The 15,728-nt window shown below is 68.0% G+C and carries 12 protein-coding genes; 9 read left to right on the top strand and 3 right to left on the bottom strand.

Going from position 1 to position 15,728, the window contains the following annotated elements:
- The first annotated feature begins 11 nt into the window (after window positions 1–11).
- Window positions 12–878: an EcsC family protein gene (locus O8I58_RS07055; protein ID WP_298321761.1), complete on the top strand. Its 867-nt coding sequence runs from the start codon at window positions 12–14 to the stop codon at window positions 876–878.
- Here O8I58_RS07055 and O8I58_RS07050 read toward each other — a convergent pair.
- The gene (locus tag O8I58_RS07050) at window positions 875–2,992 is read right to left on the bottom strand and encodes a glycosyltransferase (protein WP_298321759.1); all 2,118 of its coding nucleotides are present in this window, start codon (window positions 2,990–2,992) and stop codon (window positions 875–877) included. The two genes, O8I58_RS07055 and O8I58_RS07050, sit on opposite strands and share 4 nt — an antisense overlap.
- Before the next feature lie 91 nt (window positions 2,993–3,083).
- Here O8I58_RS07050 and mrcB point away from each other — a divergent pair, with 91 nt between their 5' ends.
- The 4 genes from mrcB (at window position 3,084) to O8I58_RS07030 (ending at window position 9,961) form a co-directional block, all read left to right on the top strand.
- A complete protein-coding gene (mrcB, locus tag O8I58_RS07045; RefSeq protein WP_298321757.1) occupies window positions 3,084–5,516 on the top strand; it encodes a penicillin-binding protein 1B in 2,433 nt (810 codons plus the stop codon).
- Window positions 5,513–6,037, top strand: coding sequence for a hypothetical protein (locus O8I58_RS07040; protein WP_298321755.1), 525 nt, complete (start codon window positions 5,513–5,515; stop codon window positions 6,035–6,037). The genes mrcB and O8I58_RS07040 overlap by 4 nt, the downstream gene beginning before the upstream one ends.
- Before the next feature lie 67 nt (window positions 6,038–6,104).
- Window positions 6,105–8,114 (top strand): DNA repair helicase YoaA, encoded by a 2,010-nt coding sequence (locus O8I58_RS07035; protein WP_298321753.1) that lies wholly within the window; start codon window positions 6,105–6,107, stop codon window positions 8,112–8,114.
- Between the two features lie 206 nt (window positions 8,115–8,320).
- Window positions 8,321–9,961, top strand: coding sequence for an NAD+ synthase (locus O8I58_RS07030; RefSeq protein ID WP_298321751.1), 1,641 nt, complete (start codon window positions 8,321–8,323; stop codon window positions 9,959–9,961).
- A 322-nt stretch (window positions 9,962–10,283) separates the two neighbouring features.
- Here the strand turns inward: O8I58_RS07030 and O8I58_RS07025 are convergent, their stop codons facing one another.
- The gene (locus O8I58_RS07025; RefSeq protein ID WP_298321749.1) at window positions 10,284–11,162 is read right to left on the bottom strand and encodes an outer membrane protein assembly factor BamD; all 879 of its coding nucleotides are present in this window, start codon (window positions 11,160–11,162) and stop codon (window positions 10,284–10,286) included.
- A 106-nt stretch (window positions 11,163–11,268) separates the two neighbouring features.
- On the opposite strand from O8I58_RS07025, the gene rluD reads away from it, so the two are divergent.
- Genes rluD through O8I58_RS07005 form a run of 4 tightly spaced genes read left to right on the top strand, consistent with a single transcriptional unit; the run spans window position 11,269 to window position 14,071 of the window.
- On the top strand, window positions 11,269–12,273 hold the full coding sequence (gene rluD / locus O8I58_RS07020) for a 23S rRNA pseudouridine(1911/1915/1917) synthase RluD (RefSeq protein WP_298321748.1): 1,005 nt from the start codon (window positions 11,269–11,271) through the stop codon (window positions 12,271–12,273).
- Window positions 12,248–13,051 carry a peptidoglycan editing factor PgeF gene (pgeF, locus tag O8I58_RS07015; RefSeq protein ID WP_298321746.1) on the top strand — a complete coding sequence of 268 codons (804 nt, stop codon included), beginning with the start codon at window positions 12,248–12,250 and terminating at the stop codon, window positions 13,049–13,051. Before rluD ends, pgeF begins: the two co-directional genes overlap by 26 nt.
- Window positions 13,052–13,074: 23 nt before the next feature.
- Window positions 13,075–13,653, top strand: coding sequence for a DUF4166 domain-containing protein (locus tag O8I58_RS07010; protein ID WP_298321742.1), 579 nt, complete (start codon window positions 13,075–13,077; stop codon window positions 13,651–13,653).
- The gene (locus O8I58_RS07005) at window positions 13,646–14,071 is read left to right on the top strand and encodes a thiol-disulfide oxidoreductase DCC family protein (RefSeq protein ID WP_298321740.1); all 426 of its coding nucleotides are present in this window, start codon (window positions 13,646–13,648) and stop codon (window positions 14,069–14,071) included. Before O8I58_RS07010 ends, O8I58_RS07005 begins: the two co-directional genes overlap by 8 nt.
- Window positions 14,072–14,083: 12 nt before the next feature.
- Here the strand turns inward: O8I58_RS07005 and O8I58_RS07000 are convergent, their stop codons facing one another.
- A complete protein-coding gene (locus tag O8I58_RS07000; protein ID WP_298321738.1) occupies window positions 14,084–15,643 on the bottom strand; it encodes a sodium:solute symporter family transporter in 1,560 nt (519 codons plus the stop codon).
- Window positions 15,644–15,728 lie beyond the last annotated feature (85 nt).

Genomic DNA, 15,728 nt, shown 5'->3' with positions numbered 1-15,728 from the left:
AGACGCAGGCGATGAGCAAGGCACAGGCAGTCCCGTTGGCGGGCGAGCTGATTCCGGCCCGTAGTGCCGGCACGCTGGGGCCGCAGGACCTGGAACAGTTGCGCCAGGCTGTGCAGCGGCTGGAATACCCAAGCTTCGGTGCGCGCGTGGCCAACGTGGTCGGCGCGCCGGTGGAAAAACTGATCGGCTTCCTGCCCCGGCGGGCGAACGCGGTCATCGGCTTTGCCGCGCGCAAGGCCATCGGCGCCGCGCTGCGGGTTTCGCTGACCACCATGGACACGCGGACCAAGCCGGAAGGCGCGCGCAAGTCGTCGGACTGGTGGCACCTGGGCGCTACCGCCGCGACCGGCGCGGTGGGCGGTGCGTTCGGGTTGGCTGCACTGGCGGTCGAACTGCCTTTGACCACCACGATCATGCTGCGCTCGATCGCCGACATCGCCCGCAGCGAGGGCGCCGACCTGAGCGATCCCACGGTGCGGCTGGACTGCGTGCGCGTGCTGGCCATGGGCGGCAATGCCCCCAACGACGACGCCGCCGAAGTGGGCTATTACGCCGCGCGCGAAGCGATGAGCAGGATGGTGTCCGACGCCGCCAAGCACGTCGCCCGGCATGGCCTGCAGAAGGAGGGCGCGCCGGTGCTGGTTGGCCTGGTCAAGGCGATTGCCGAACGCTATTCGATCCAGGTCAGCGAGAAGGCCGCAGCGCAGTGGATGCCGGTGCTGGGCGCGGTCGGCGGCGCCACGGTGAACTCGATCTTCATGGATCACTTCCAGAGCATGGCGCGCGGGCATTTCATCGTGCGCCGGCTCGAAGCGTTGCACGGCCCGGACACCGTGCGCGTGGCCTACCAGGCGATTGCTGCGCTGCTGGCCGACTAGCTTGGCGGCGCATCGTCGAAGAACACCCGACGCACCGTCGCACGCGCGGCATCCAGCGAGAAATGCCGATGCACATTGTCGATGCCGTGCGTGGCCAGGGTCTGCCACAGCGCCGCATCGCCATACAGGCGCACCACCGCATCGGCGAACGCCTCGGGCGTGTCGGCCACCAGCACGTCAACGCCATCGCACAGATGCATGCCTTCCACCGCCATGGTCGTGGCGACCACCGGCAGCCCGTGCGCCATCGCCTGGTTGATCTTGCCCTTGACGCCGGCGCCATAGCGCAGCGGAGCCAGCGCGATGCGGCTGGTTTCGAGCAGCGGCAGCAGGTCGGGGACATGGCCGTGCACGATCACGCCGGCCTGCTGCGCCAGGCGCTGCACCTGCGGCGGTGGATCGATGCCGACGATATGGAACAGCACATCGGGCAGTCGCGCGCGTACCTGCGCGAACACCGCTTCGGCAAACCAGAGCACCGCATCGACGTTCGGTGGGTGGTGGAAGCCGCCAACGAACAGCAGGTCGCTGCGGGCCTCGAACGCCGCGCCGGCGCTACCGAGCTGGTGCAGGTTGGACAGGATTTCGACCTGCACTGATGGCGCTTCGCGGGCGAGCTCCTCGCGTTCGACCGGGCTGACCACCAGGGTGGTGTCGGCCGCATTCATGACGGCCAGTTCCAGCGCCTGGGTGGCGTGGGACTGCTTGAGCATCACCGCATCACCGGAGGCCTGCGCGCCACGGCGTTCGCGCAGGTAGTGCAGGTCGACGGTATCGAAGATCACTTTGGCCTGCGGCGCATGGCGGCGCAGCACCGGCACCAGCGCGTCGGCCACGTAATGACGGCAGGCCAGGACGCTGTCGAACCGGCGGCCGTGCTGCCGCAGGAAGCTCGGCAGGCCCTTTACGAACGGCGCGTGCCAGACCTCCACCCCCATCCCCTGCAGGGCCGGGGTGTAGTCCTCGACAAAGCCGACATCGGTGGCGATGAAGCACACGTGGGCGCCTTCTTCCTGCAGCAGACGGATCAGGTTGACCAGGCGCAGCGAGGCCGAGTCGCGATCCGGCTTGGGGGTGTCCGAGTCGATGATCAGGACCTGTTGCTGCCGTGCGTGCAGGCTGGCAGATGAGGGCTGTATCCCTTGTGCGGGCTGCGTCGCCAGCGCCGCACGCCATTTCCGCGCAAATACCTCCGCATTGCGCACCTGGTAGGCCTTGATGCCGCTGCCGGTATCGGTGCCTGCGGTCGCACCTTCGCGATGTACGGCGACCGAGGCCGGCTGGTAGCGCACTTTCAGGCCCGCGGCGCGCACGGCGAAGGCCAGGTCGGTGTCTTCGTAGTACGCAGGTGCATAGCGTGCGTCGAAGCCGCCGAGCTGTTCGAACAGGGCACGTGTCAGCGCGATGGCTGCGCCCGAGCAGTAGTCCGCTTCGCGCACATAGCTGTAGCGTGGATCGAAAGGCGCGTCGTAATGACCGAAACCAGTTCTGGAGCCATCGGCGAACACCACGCCGCCAGCTTCCTGCAGGCGGCCATCGGGATAGACCAGCATCGATCCAGCCAGTCCGGTCTCCGGATGCGTGCTGAAGGTCGCCAGCAGCGTGTCCAGCCAGCCGGGTTGCGGCAGGGTGTCGTTGTTGAGGAACACCAGGTACTCGCCACGCGCCAGCGCCGCGCCATCGTTGCAGGCCGCGATGAAGCCGCCGTTGCGCGCGCGCAGGTGGTAGCGCAGGCCTTCGACCTGCGGCAGCACGCGTGCGGTGTCGTCCAGCGAACCGTCGTCGACCACGATGATCTCGACCGGCACCTGCGGCGGATGCGCGGCCAGTGCGCGCAGGCAGTCCAGGGTCATCTGCAGCTGGCCATAGACCGGGATCACGATGCTGGCGCGCGGCGCATCCGAGCCGGGGACGGCAAATGGCGTGAAGGGCAGGGAAGGCGGCAACCATAACGGCGCGGCGGCCGGGCGGCGGGTCAAGCGGCCGGACACCCGTTGCCAGGCTCGGCTTGCGGTCTGGGACAGGCCGCGGGTGCGCAGGCTGGCCAGCATCCGGCGCAGGGTCGATGCCGCGCGTGCAAACAGAAACCGCGCGTCATCCAGCAACATCGGCATCACAACTCCAGCTGATCGGGTGGAGGCTGGCCCGGCCGGGCATGCACCGGCCTGCGCTAGACTCTCCTGTCCCCTTTATTGTCGCATCCCAGTGGCCCGCAACGACGACGAACACGACGCCGACGACACGTACGATGATCAGGACGATCAGGCACAGTCCGCTACGGCGTGGCGCAATCGCCTGATCACCATTGCTTTGGCCCTGCTGGGACTGGGCCTTGGCTTCATGATTCCCTACGTGGCCTATCTGAACCATCAGGTGGGGCAGCGTTTCGGTGCGCTGCAGTGGCAGATCCCCACCCGGGTCTATGCGCGTCCGCTGCCGCTGGGGCCGGGCGAGGCGCTGGATGCGGCCACGCTGAAGACCGAGCTGGATGCGGCGTCCTACCAGGAAGACGACAGCGGCCAGGTGCCGGGCACCTACGCACGCAGCGGCAACCGCTTCACCATCGCCAGCCGCGGCTTCACCGACGTGGACCACATCATCCCCGCGACCCGTGTGCAGGTGACCCTGTCCAACGGCGAAGTGTTGGGCCTGCGCGACCTGACCCGCGGCCGCAACATCAAGTCCTCGCGCCTGGACCCGGCCCGCATCGCCACCCTGTACGGCAAGCAGCAGGAAGAGCGTCGCCTGGTCCGCCTGGAAGATGTGCCTGAGCTGCTGGTCACCGGCCTGCAGGCGGTGGAGGACCGTGATTTCGCCACCCACCACGGTATCGACCTGTCGGGCATCGTGCGTGCGGGCTGGGAGTTCGTGTCCAGTGCCGGCGAAACCCGCCAGGGCGCCAGTACGCTGACCCAGCAGCTGGCCCGCAGCGGCCTGCTCGGCATCGGCCGCGAGCAGACGGTCAGCCGCAAGTTCAACGAGATCCTGTATGCGGTGATCCTGGAGGCGCGCTACGACAAGCGCACCATCCTGGAGGCCTACTTCAACCAGGTGTACTGGGGCCAGCGTGGCAGCCAGGCGATCCACGGCGTCTCGGCGGCCTCCGAATTCTGGTTTGGCCGCGACCTGGACAGCCTGTCCACTGAACAGATGGCGTTGCTGATCGGCATCGTGAAGGGGCCGTCCTACTACGATCCGCGCCGCCATCCGGAACGCGCAAAGGAACGCCGCGACCTGGCCCTGCGCCGGATGCTGGCAACCAAGCTGATCGACCAGAAGGAATTCAACCGCGCCATCGATGCGCCGCTGGGCGTGACCAAGGACCCGGGCATCACCGCGGCCAACCGCTTCCCGGCCTACGTGGACCTGGTCCGTCGCCAGCTGGCGCACGACTACCCGGAAGACGCGCTGCAAGGCGCCGGCCTGACCGTGATGACCGGCATGTCGCCTTCGGCCCAGGCCTATGCCGAAGGCGCGGTGACCCGCACCATCACCCAGCTGGAAAAGGGCAAGCGTCCGCCGCTGCAGGCCGGCCTGGTCATGACCGACGTGCACAACGGCGACGTGCTGGCGGTGGTCGGCAGCCGTGACGTGACCGCGCCCGGCTTCAACCGTGCGGTCGAGGCGCGGCGCCAACTGGGCTCGCTGCTCAAGCCGTTCGTCTATCTGCTGGCGCTGTCCCAGCCGGACACCTGGTCGCTGGCCAGCTGGGTCGATGATGCGCCGATCAGCGTGCCGCTGGGCCGCGGCAAGACCTGGAATCCGGGCAATGCGGACAACCGCAGCCACGGGCGGGTGCGGGTGATCGACGCGCTGGCGCACTCCTACAATCAGGCCACCGTGCGGGTGGGCATGAAGGTCGATCCGCAGCGCGTGGCCGACCTGCTCAAGGTGCTGGCCGGCATCGATGCTGATCCCAATCCCGCGTTGATCCTGGGGGCGACCGAGCAAAGTCCTTACGCGATGGCACAGCTTTACCAGTTCTTGGCTTCGGGCGGACAGATCCAGCCACTGCACGCCGTGCGTGGGGTGATCGACGCACAGGGGCGGGTGCTCAATCGTTACGACAAGACCCCGGCCGCAGCGCAGAAGGGCGATTCCATCGCCGCGCATCTGGTCAGCGTCGCGCTGCAGAGCGTCGTCACGGAAGGCACCGGTCACCAGCTGCTGGCAGATGGCCTGGGCCGGTTGTCCCCGGCCGGCAAGACCGGCACCAGCAACGATGGCCGCGACAGCTGGTTCGCCGGCTATACCGGCGACCACCTGGCCGTGGTGTGGATGGGCAACGACCAGAACAAGGAAGCCGGCCTGTATGGCGCGACTGCTGCGATGCGGGTCTGGTCCGGCATCTTCACGCGCCTGCCCAGCGCGCCGCTGCAGGTCTCCAGCGAAGGCCTGGACTGGCAGTGGGTAGCCGACTCGGCCGCGGTCGACGCCAGCTGTCCGGGGGCGCGCCGCTTCCCGTTCGTGGCTGGCTACGCGCCGGCACGCCAGGACTGCCAGCAGTACGACACTGGCGATGAAAACAGCGGCGGCGGCTGGCGCCGCTGGTTCGGCCTGCCGCCCAAGGAGCCGGACGCGCCGGCCCGTGAAATCCCCGCACCGGCGCCGCCGGCGCCTTCCACGAGTCCGCTATGAACGCCGCCACCCGTCTTGTACTGACTGCCGCGCTGCTTTTGCCACTGGCCGCCTGCGTGACCGAGCCGCCACCGGCGCCCGCCCCCGCGCCGGCGCGGGTCACCCCGACCCAGGCGCTCAATGCGGTGCTGGCCGTGGCCAAGGCCGACGACCGCGAACTGGCGATCCAGCCGGTGCGCGACCCGGAGGTCGAAGACCTGCGCGAGGCATCCGTCGCTGCCCAGCGTCGCGGTGACTGGAAGGCTTCTGCCGATGCGCTCAACCAGGCGCTGCTGCTGAGCCCGGAAGATCCGGCCGTACTGCAGGAACGTGCCGAGGTCGCCCTGGCATTGGCCGAATGGGACCGTGCCGAAACCCTGTCGCGCAAGGCGCTGGCGCTGGGGTCGAAGACCGGCCCGCTGTGCCGTCGCCACTGGGCCACCATCGAGCAGTCACAGCTGGCCCGCAATGAAGACCAGAACGCGGCCTCGGCCCATGCGCAGATCGCCAGCTGCACGGTCGCCGGCTTCGACCGGATGTGATCCGCACCATGTCGATCGCGCCGCCGCTGGCTCCGCGCCGCACGGCGGCGTGGGCCGACACGTACTGATGTCGCAGCTGTCGCACGCCAGCCGCGAGGCGCTGGGCGAAGGTGGTGCGCTGGCGATCCGGCTGGAGCAGTTCGTCCCGCGGGATGCCCAGCTCAACCTGACCGGCGCGATTGCCGATGCGCTCGACGCCCGCGACACACTGCTGGCCGAAGCCGGCACCGGCACCGGCAAGACCTTCGCTTACCTGGTGCCCGTGCTGTTGTCGGGGATGAAGGCGATCCTGTCCACCGGCACCCGCGCGCTGCAGGACCAGCTCTACCACCGCGACCTGCCGCGGGTGCGTGCCGCGCTCGGCGTGGGCCATAGCGCGGCGCTGTTGAAGGGCCGATCCAACTATCTGTGCCGCTACCGGCTGAGCCAGGCGCGCGGCGAGCCGCAGTTCGCCAACCGCGACCAGGTCGATCAGTTCCAGCGGATCGTGGTCTGGAGCGGCCGCACCCGTTACGGTGACATGGCTGAGCTGGAATCCCTGCCGGACGATTCGCCGCTGCTGCCCATGGTCACCTCCACCGTGGACAACTGCCTGGGCACCGAATGCCCGTTCTGGGACGACTGTTTCGTCGTCCAGGCGCGCCAGCGCGCGCAGGCCGCCGACATCGTGGTGGTCAACCACCACCTGCTGCTGGCCGACCTGGCGCTCAAGCAGGAGGGCTTCGGCGAAATCCTGCCGGGCGCGCAGGCCTTCGTCATCGACGAAGCACATCAGCTGCCGGAACTGGCGGCCAACTTCTTCGGCGAGGGCTTCGGCCTGCGTCCGTTGCAGGAACTGGTGCGCGACGCCATCACCGAAAGCCGTGCGGTCCCCGGCGCGCTGGCGCAGGTCGAACCATGGGCACGCGCACTGGATTTTTCACTGCGCGAACTGCGCGCGGCGATGGAAGTGTTGCCGCCACGCGGCACGCGCCAGCGCGCGCTGGGTAGCCCCGCGGTGCGCGACGGCTTCGACACACTGGTGATCGCGCTGCAGGATCTCGGGCGTGTGCTGGGCCCGTTGGCGCAGGCTGCGCCCGGGCTGGACGCCGCGTATGCGCGCGCGCGCGACATCACCGGCCGCCTGCAACGTTGGCTGGGCGAGCCGTCGGCCGATGAACTGCCGTTGCCTGCGGCGCAGGCCGATGCCAACGATGATTTCCCGCTGGATGACATGGACGGCGGCCTGCGCATGCCGTCCACCGATGTGTTCTGGTACGAACTCACGCCGCGCGCGTTCCGTTGCCAGCGCACGCCGCTGGATGTATCCGGGCCGTTGCGCCAGCACCGGCAGGATTCGCACGCGGCCTGGATCTTCACCTCGGCCACTCTGACCATTGGTGATGGCTTCGACCACATCGCCACGCGCCTGGGCCTGGATGATCCGCACACGCTGCTGCAACCCAGCCCGTTCGACTGGCCGCGCCAGGCGCTGTGCTACCAGCCGCCCGGACTGCCGGATCCGAATGCACGCGGCTACGGCACCGCCTTGATCGCTGCGCTGCTGCCGGTGCTGCATGCTTCGAACGGGCGCGCGTTCCTGTTGTTCGCCTCGCACCGTGCGCTGCGCGAAGCGGCCGAAGCCCTGCGCGATGCGCCATGGCCGCTGTTCGTGCAGGGCCAGGCGCCGCGCGCGACGCTGCTGCAGCGATTCCGCGAGTCGGGCAACGGCGTGCTGCTGGGTTCGGCCAGTTTTCGCGAAGGCGTCGACGTGGTCGGCGAGGCGCTCAGCGTGGTGGTGATCGACAAGCTGCCCTTCGCCGCGCCGGACGATCCGGTGTTCGAAGCCAAGCTGGAAGCCATCCGCAACGCCGGCGGTAATCCATTCCGCGATGAACAACTGCCGCAGGCGGTGATCGCGCTCAAGCAGGGCGTGGGCCGCTTGATCCGCAGCGAGTCGGATCGCGGTGTGCTGGTGCTGTGCGACCCGCGCCTGTCGACCAAAGCCTATGGCCGCACCTTCATGCAATCGTTGCCGCCGTTTTCCCGCACCCGCGAGGTGGCTGACGTGCAGGCGTTCTTCGGCGGCGTTCCGTGACCCATGGGAGGCCTATTCCTGGCAACGGTCCCCTGTAGAGCGGAGCTTGCTCCGCTGGGAGCTTTCCCGATGATCTGAACGAAGAGCAGAGGAGTCCCCAAGATGGGACTGCCACAAGCTTCACCCTACAGGGCGCCGCCGTGGTCACGATGCGGCATTCTGAAATAATGCAGGGGTCTTCCCGCTTCCTTCGCTCCAGGTGACCCATGTCCGCAACGCTCCGCATCGCGATGGCGCAGTTCGATTTCCCGGTCGGTGACCTGGCCGGAAATACCAGGCGCATCATCGAGCAGATCGCGGTGGCGCGTGACGAATACGGCGCCGACCTGGTGCTGTTCCCGGAGTTGGCGCTGAGCGGTTACCCGCCGGAAGACCTGCTGATGCGGCCCTCGTTCCTGGCCGACTGCCATGCCGCGATGGAGGAAGTGGCCAGGGCCGCCACCGGTGGCATCACCGCGGTGGTCGGCTGGCCGGAAAGTGCCGGTAGCGTCCTCTACAACGCGGCCTGCGTGCTGCGCGATGGCGCGATCCTTGCCAACTACCGCAAGCGCGAGCTGCCCAACTACAACGTCTTCGACGAGCGCCGTTACTTCCACGTCGATCCGGATGGCGGGTCGTGCGTGTTTGAGGTCAAGGGCGTGCCGGTCGGCGTGGTGATCTGCGAGGACCTGTGGTTCGCAGAACCTCTGGCCGATACGGCCAAGCAGGGCGCGCAGCTGGTGCTGGTGCCCAACGCCTCGCCGTTCGAGCACAACAAGCATGCCCAGCGCGATGCGCTGCTGGCCCAGCGCGTGGGTGAAACCGGCGTGGCCCTGGCCTACCTCAACGTGGTCGGCGGGCAGGATGCGCTGGTGTTCGATGGTGCATCGGTGGTGGCCAGCGGCAACGGCGAAATTTCGCCGGCCGCTTCTGCGTTCACCGAGCAATGGCTGGTGGTGGACTACGACGCGCAGTCACGCGCGTTCACCCCGGTGCAATGGCAGGACGAAGGCGACGAGAGCCGCGACGCACTGGCCTGGCGCGCGGTGGTGCGTGGCATTGCCGACTACTGCGGCAAGAACGGCTTCAGCAAGACCTGGGTGGGTTTGTCCGGCGGCATCGATTCGTCCATCGTGCTGGCCATGGCCGTCGATGCACTGGGCGCGGACAACGTCACCGCCGTGCGCCTGCCGTCGCGCTACACCGCGGGCCTTTCCAATTCCCTGGCGGAGGAACAGTGCAAGGCACTGGGCGTGCGCATGGAGACCATCGCCATCGAAGGTGCGTTCACCGGTTTCCTGGAGGCGTTGTCGCCGTTGTTCGAAGGGCGCGGGGTCGACACCACCGAAGAGAACCTGCAGTCGCGTGTGCGTGGCGCGATCATGATGGCGCTGTCCAACAAGTTCGGCGGCCTGCTGCTGACCACCGGCAACAAGAGCGAGTACGCGGTCGGCTACGCCACCATCTACGGCGACATGTGCGGTGGCTATGCGCCGATCAAGGATCTGTACAAGACCGAGGTGTTCGCATTGGCGCGCTGGCGCAACACCGTCGGTGGCGCGCCGGTGATCCCGCAGGCGGTGATCGACCGTCCACCCTCGGCCGAGTTGCGCGAGAACCAGCTGGACCAGGATTCGCTGCCGCCCTACGACGTGCTGGATGCGATCCTGTTCCGTTACGTGGACCTGGAGCAGTCGCAGGCCGAGATCATCGCCGCCGGCTTCGACGCCGAAGTGGTCAAACGCATGCTGCGGCTGGTGCGCGTCAACGAATGGAAGCGCCAGCAGGCCGCGCCCGGCCCCAAGGTCTCCCAGCGTGCCTTCGGCCGCGAACGTCGCTATCCGATCAGCAACCGTTATCCGGCCTGACCGGGACACCGGAGCGCTGCGATGCAAGGACGCATCTTCCTCGGCTTGATTTCAATCGTGCCGATGCGCTTTGCCTTGCTTGATGCAGCGTGCGGCGGTGGTTGGCAATGGGGCGCGATTGGATTGGCGATGATGGTCGGTGCGACAGCTTGGCTGGGCATTGCGCTGGTCAGGTGCAAGCCGCGGCCTGGCGCGGCTTCAGGCGCTGGTTACGGCTCTGCCTGGACGCGTTCTGGGGTCTTGGCTAAGGCCAAAGCGGATCGTGCGTGCAGCCAAAGAAAAAGGGGCCTTGCGGCCCCTTCTTTTGATCCGTGGAAGCAGATCAGTTCTTGCGCACGTCCTCGTTGTCCAGCGCGGATTTCTCGCCGGCGAACGGGTTGAGCTTGCGGATGGTCCACGGGTAGTCGGGCCAGTGGCCGGTCAACCACGGATGCTGCGGGTCGTTCATTTCCAGCACGCGGCGGGCGTCGTCGGCCAGGGTCTTGTTGCCCAGCTTGGTGTAGGCCGCGCCCAGGGCGGCGACCGCGTCGTACTGGTACTCGCTCTGCGGGTAGGTTTCCAGGATGTACTTGGCGCGGCCGACGGCAGCGGTGTAGGCGCCGCGGTGCAGGTAGTACAGGGCGCTGTCCATTTCGTGGCGGGCGAACGTGTTGCGCAGCTTGATCATGCGCAGGCGCGCATCGTTGGCGTAGCGGCTGTTGGGGTAGCGCTCGGAGACGGTGTTGAAGTCGCTGTAACCCTGCAGCGGCGTGGACAGGTCGCGGCGGCTGGAATCCAGGCGCCAGACCTTCTGCAGGAACACCGTGTCACGGCTGGAGTTGGCCAGGCCGCGCAGGTAGTACATGTAGGGCACGTTGCGCTGGGTGGGGTAGGTGCGCAGGTAACGGTCGATGCTGGACACCGCATCGTCCATCTTGCCGGCCTTGTACTGGGCGTAGGCCATTTCCATCTGGGCCTGCTCGGTATACGGGCCGTAGGGATACTGGGCGGTCAGCGCCTGGAACTGCTTTTCTGCACCGCTCCAGTTGGCGCGCGTCATATCGGTGTGCGCTTCGCTGTAGATGGTCTCGACCGGGCGGGATTCCTGGGCCCTGTCCTTCTTGTTGCGGCCGCAGCCAGTGGCCGCGACGGCCACCACCAGGAGCAGGAACATGATGCGGACGGTGGGGCGGGTGTACTGGGCTGCGAAGCGCTGGGACATGGGCAGGCGGCTGGACCGCATCGGGGAAACGAGGGGGCGATGATAGCCTAGGCGGCTGCCGGGCCATGAATGTCCGGCCAACCGATATCGAAGAACCCTTGACGAAATGACTGCTGCCCCCGACGACGACACCTTGCTGGACTCCTCCAACACCGAGGGTCCGCGCACCGCCCAGGTGCCCGCGCACGCAGCCGGACGCCGTTTCGACGCGGTCCTGGCCGAGCTGTTCCCTGAATTCTCGCGCTCGCGCCTGGCCGAATGGGTCAAGTCCGGCGACGCCCTGCTGGATGGCCAGAGCGTGCGTCCGCGCGATCTGGTCACCCCCGGACAGGTCGCCAGCCTGACCGCTGTGCTGGACACCCAGACCCACGCGCTGCCCGAGGACATCCCGCTGGAGATCCTGTACCAGGACAGCGAGGTCATCGTCCTGAACAAGCCGGCCGGACTGGTCGTCCATCCGGGTGCGGGCAATCCGAGCGGCACCCTGGTCAACGGCCTGCTGCATTTTGACCCGTCGCTGTCGGCGCTGCCGCGCGCGGGCATCGTGCACCGCCTGGACAAGGACACTTCCGGCGTCATGGTGGTGGCCCGCAGCCTGCCGGCCCATACCTCGCTGGTGGCCCAGCTGTCGGCGCGTGAAGTGCACCGCCAGTACCTGGCCGTGGCGGTGGGGGCGATGGTCTCGGGCGCCACGGTCGATGCGGCCATCGACCGCCATCCGCGTGATCGCCTGAAGATGGCGGTGCGCGAGGACGGCCGCGACGCGGTCACCCATGTGCGCCTGCGCGAACGCTTCCGCGGCCATACCGCGGTCGAGTGCCGCCTGGAAACCGGCCGCACCCACCAGATCCGCGTGCACATGGCGCACCTGCGCTTCCCCATCGTGGGCGACCCGCTGTACGGCGGTCCGCTGCGCCTGCCGCGCGGCGCCGATGAGGAACTGACGGCCCAGCTGCGTGGCTTCCGTCGCCAGGCGCTGCATGCCGAAACGCTGGAGTTCAAGCACCCGACCACCGGCGAGCCGGTCCGCACCAGTGCCCCGGTCCCGGCCGACATGCTGGCCCTGATGGCCGCGCTGCGTGCCGATGCGGCCGCGCACAAGGGTAAGTGAGCCTGCCCTGGTGAGCGCGCTCCTGCCCGCGGACTGGCCGGCGCCGCCGGGCGTGCAGGCCTTCACCACGCTGCGCTTCGGCGCGGGTGGCTCGCAGGCACCGTTCGACCAGTTCAACCTGGGCAACCGCAGCGCGGCCAACGGCGATGTGCCAGCGCAGGTGGAGGCCAACCGCGCCGCACTGGTCGCGCTGGCCGGCCTGCCATCGCTGCCGCACTGGTTGCGCCAGGTCCACGGCACCGGCGTGGAGCGCTTCGATGCGCTGCTGGGCCAGCCACGTTCGCTGGCCGATGAGCCACAAGCCGATGCGTCACGGACGTCCGAGGCCAACGTGGTCCTGGCGATCCTGACCGCCGACTGCCTGCCGGTGGTGTTCGCCGCTGCTGATGGCAGTGAAGTGGCGGCCGCCCACGCCGGCTGGCGCGGGCTGGCCGATGGCGTGCTGGAAGCCACGGTTGCCGCGATGGACACACCGGCCGCACGCCTCCGCGCCTGGTTGGGCCCGGCGGCGGGGCCGCAGGCCTACGAAATCGGGCAGGAGGTGTTCGACGCCTTCACCGTGGCCGATCCCGGCGCGACGGCCGCGTTCACGGCAACCCGGCCGGGCCATTGGCGGGTGGATCTGTACGCGCTGGCGCGGCGCCGGCTGGCGGCGGTCGGCGTGGACGATGTCCACGGTGGCGGCCTGTGCACGATCAGCGATCCGCAGCGCTTCTACTCGCACCGGCGCGATGCACGCACCGGACGCCTGGCGACGCTGGTGTGGCGTAGCGCCTGAGCGCGACGCGCACGCCTTCGGCCATGGATGCCAGCCACTTCAACCTGACCGCTGTGCCAGAGGTCGCCGTACCGCTGTTCAAGCGCGTCTTGGGTGATGTGGCTTTCGATGCGCTGCCCGAACCGGTGCAGGCGCTGCATGCCAGCGCGGACCAGCAGTGCTGGCGCGGGCAGGGGACCGTGCTGCGCGGGCACCATCCGCTGGCCCGATTGATGGCCTGGGCGACGCGATTGCCGCCCGCCGGTGCAGTGCCGGTCGCGGTGACCTTTGGCCGGCAACAGGATCGGGAGCACTGGCGCCGCACGTTCGGCCGCCACGTCATGGCTTCCACGCTCTGGCAGCAGGGCGACCTGCTGTGCGAACGACTGGGACTGGTCACGTTCGGCTTCGCGCTTGTCCAGCAGGGCCAGGCCCTGGCATGGCAGGTCCGGCGGGTGCGCGTGCTGGGCCTGCCGCTGCCCGCACGCTGGTTCGCCGGCGCCCAGGCGCGTGAATCGGCCGAAGGTGGGCGTTACACCTTCGCCGTCGATGTGGCGCTGCCGTGGATCGGCCTGTTGATCCGTTACACCGGTTGGTTGTGTCCGGCGGCCAGCGATGAATGAGTCGAGCGTGCCGAGGATTCCGTCAGGGCAGGCGGTGATCGTGTTCGACGGCATCTGCGTGCTGTGCAACGGCTGGGTGAAGTTCCTGCTGCGGCATGACCATGCCGGGTGCTATCGCTTCGCGGCGATGCAGGGCGCCAGCGGTCGTGCGTTGCTGCAGGCGCACGGGCTGGACCCGGATGATCCCAGCTCCTTCCTGTTGGTCGACGCGCACGGCATGCACACCGACAGCGACGCCATCGTGCGCGTGCTGACCGGCCTGGGTGGCGGGTGGAAGCTTGCGGCGTTGACGAAGGTCGTGCCGCGCGCGCTGCGCGACACGCTGTACCGAGCCGTGGCGCGCCGGCGCTATCGCTGGTTCGGGACCACCTCCTGCACGGTCCCCACGCCGGCCCAGCGGGCCAGATTCCTGGACTGAAAACGGCGCGACTCAGTGCAGCGCGATCAGGATCACGGCGGTCAGCGAGAGGACCAGCACGATGCCCAGCAGCACGTCCCTGGGAATATGCGCCAGGGACGGGCGTGCATCGGCCAGAATCTGGCGACCCTGCGCATCGGGGGTATCGGACGCGCCCAGCTTCCACATCCAGCACCAGGTCATCAGCGCGGTGGCCACGCACAGCACGCCCCCCATGATGGTGAAGTGCAGGGTGATGACATCGGTCTCGCGCAGGACGAACAGCAGCGCGCTCAGCGCATGGCCACAGACCAGTCCGCGCAACGCCGCCGATGCACCCAGGCGCTTGATCCACAGGCCCATCAGGAACACGGCCACCAGCGGCGAGGCGACGAACGCGAACACCTGCTGCAGGTAGGCCCACAGTCCCGAGAAGTGCTGGATCATCGGTGCCCACAGCGCGGCGATGATCGCAATCACCATCGTGGTGACGCGGCCGGTCCAGGCCAGTTGCGTCGATGTCAGGTGTGGCCGCTTCGGCTGCACGAAATCCAGGGTGATCAGCGTCGCGGCCGAGTTCAGCGTGGCCGACACGGTCGACATCAATGCGGCGATCAACCCGGCCAGGATCAGGCCGGTGATGCCGGCAGGCGTGAACGTGGACACCATGGTCGGGAACACCTGGTCCGGATGCTCCAGTCCCGGCAGCAGCACGCTGGCCATCGCACCGGGAATGGTCATCAGGAAGATCGGCAGCAGCTTGAGCAGCGAAGCGATCACCGCGCCGCGGCTGGCGGTCTGGATGTCGCGCGCGCCCAGCACGCGCTGGATCACGTACTGGTTCATCGTCCAGTAGTAGAAACCCACGATCGGCACGCCGGTGACCAGGCCCAGCCACGGCACGCCGGGGTCGTCCAGCGGGCGGATCAGCGAGAGCTTGTGCGCATCGACCTGTGACACGACATTGGCCCAGCTGTAGTCGAACTTGCCGAACACGATGAAGGCCAGGCACGCCGAGCCCAGCAGCAGCACGAAGCCCTGCATCACGTCGGTGTAGACCACTGCGCGCAACCCGCCGCAGGCGGTGTAGATCGCGGTGAAGAACGCGATGGTGATGCACACGCTCCACAGGTCGAACATCGGCAGGAACGTGGTCACGATCAGGCCACCCGCGTACAGCGTGCCGGCCGTGTCCAGCACGATCGACAGGAACAGCGTCACCACCGACAGGTATTTGCGCAGGCGCGGATCGAAACGTCGCTCCATCAGCTCCGGCATGGTCGATACGCGTGCGCGCAGCAACACCGGCATCACGAAGAGGGTGGCGAAGATCAGCACGATGCCCGCCATCCATTCGTAGTTGGCCGCGGAGATGCCCGTGGTGTAGGCCGCGCCGGGAAGCCCGACCAGCGTGTCCGACGATACGTTGGAAGCGAACAGCGACACGCCCACGGCAATGGGGCCAAGACTGCGGCCTGCCAGGAACAGTTCGTCGGAGGAGGCTTTCCTGCGCGTGGCGGAGAAGCCGATGATGGCGGTCAGCAGGAAGTAGCCCGCGATGACCCAGTAGTCGAGTGTGGAGAGATGCTGCATTGCCCCGGACGGTGGGTGAACCGTGTTTCAGGGAAACATGATCCGTCGCGCGGATGCAAATCGCCGGTCTTCACGCGGAGGCTGA

The sequence above is a fragment of the Pseudoxanthomonas sp. genome (genome assembly GCF_027498035.1).
GTDB lineage: Bacteria > Pseudomonadota > Gammaproteobacteria > Xanthomonadales > Xanthomonadaceae > Pseudoxanthomonas_A.
This window is presented reverse-complemented; position numbering and strand designations above follow the sequence as displayed.

Coding starts and splice junctions, on each gene's coding strand:
- O8I58_RS07005 (WP_298321740.1), top strand. CDS start 13,646: ATGAATGAGTCGAGCGTGCCGAGGATTCCGTCAGGGCAGGCGGTGATC.
- O8I58_RS07025 (WP_298321749.1), bottom strand. CDS start 11,162: ATGTCCCAGCGCTTCGCAGCCCAGTACACCCGCCCCACCGTCCGCATC.
- O8I58_RS07000 (WP_298321738.1), bottom strand. CDS start 15,643: ATGCAGCATCTCTCCACACTCGACTACTGGGTCATCGCGGGCTACTTC.
- O8I58_RS07040 (WP_298321755.1), top strand. CDS start 5,513: ATGAACGCCGCCACCCGTCTTGTACTGACTGCCGCGCTGCTTTTGCCA.
- O8I58_RS07050 (WP_298321759.1), bottom strand. CDS start 2,992: ATGCCGATGTTGCTGGATGACGCGCGGTTTCTGTTTGCACGCGCGGCA.
- O8I58_RS07035 (WP_298321753.1), top strand. CDS start 6,105: ATGTCGCAGCTGTCGCACGCCAGCCGCGAGGCGCTGGGCGAAGGTGGT.
- O8I58_RS07010 (WP_298321742.1), top strand. CDS start 13,075: ATGGATGCCAGCCACTTCAACCTGACCGCTGTGCCAGAGGTCGCCGTA.
- pgeF (WP_298321746.1), top strand. CDS start 12,248: ATGCGGCCGCGCACAAGGGTAAGTGAGCCTGCCCTGGTGAGCGCGCTC.
- O8I58_RS07055 (WP_298321761.1), top strand. CDS start 12: ATGAGCAAGGCACAGGCAGTCCCGTTGGCGGGCGAGCTGATTCCGGCC.
- rluD (WP_298321748.1), top strand. CDS start 11,269: ATGACTGCTGCCCCCGACGACGACACCTTGCTGGACTCCTCCAACACC.
- O8I58_RS07030 (WP_298321751.1), top strand. CDS start 8,321: ATGTCCGCAACGCTCCGCATCGCGATGGCGCAGTTCGATTTCCCGGTC.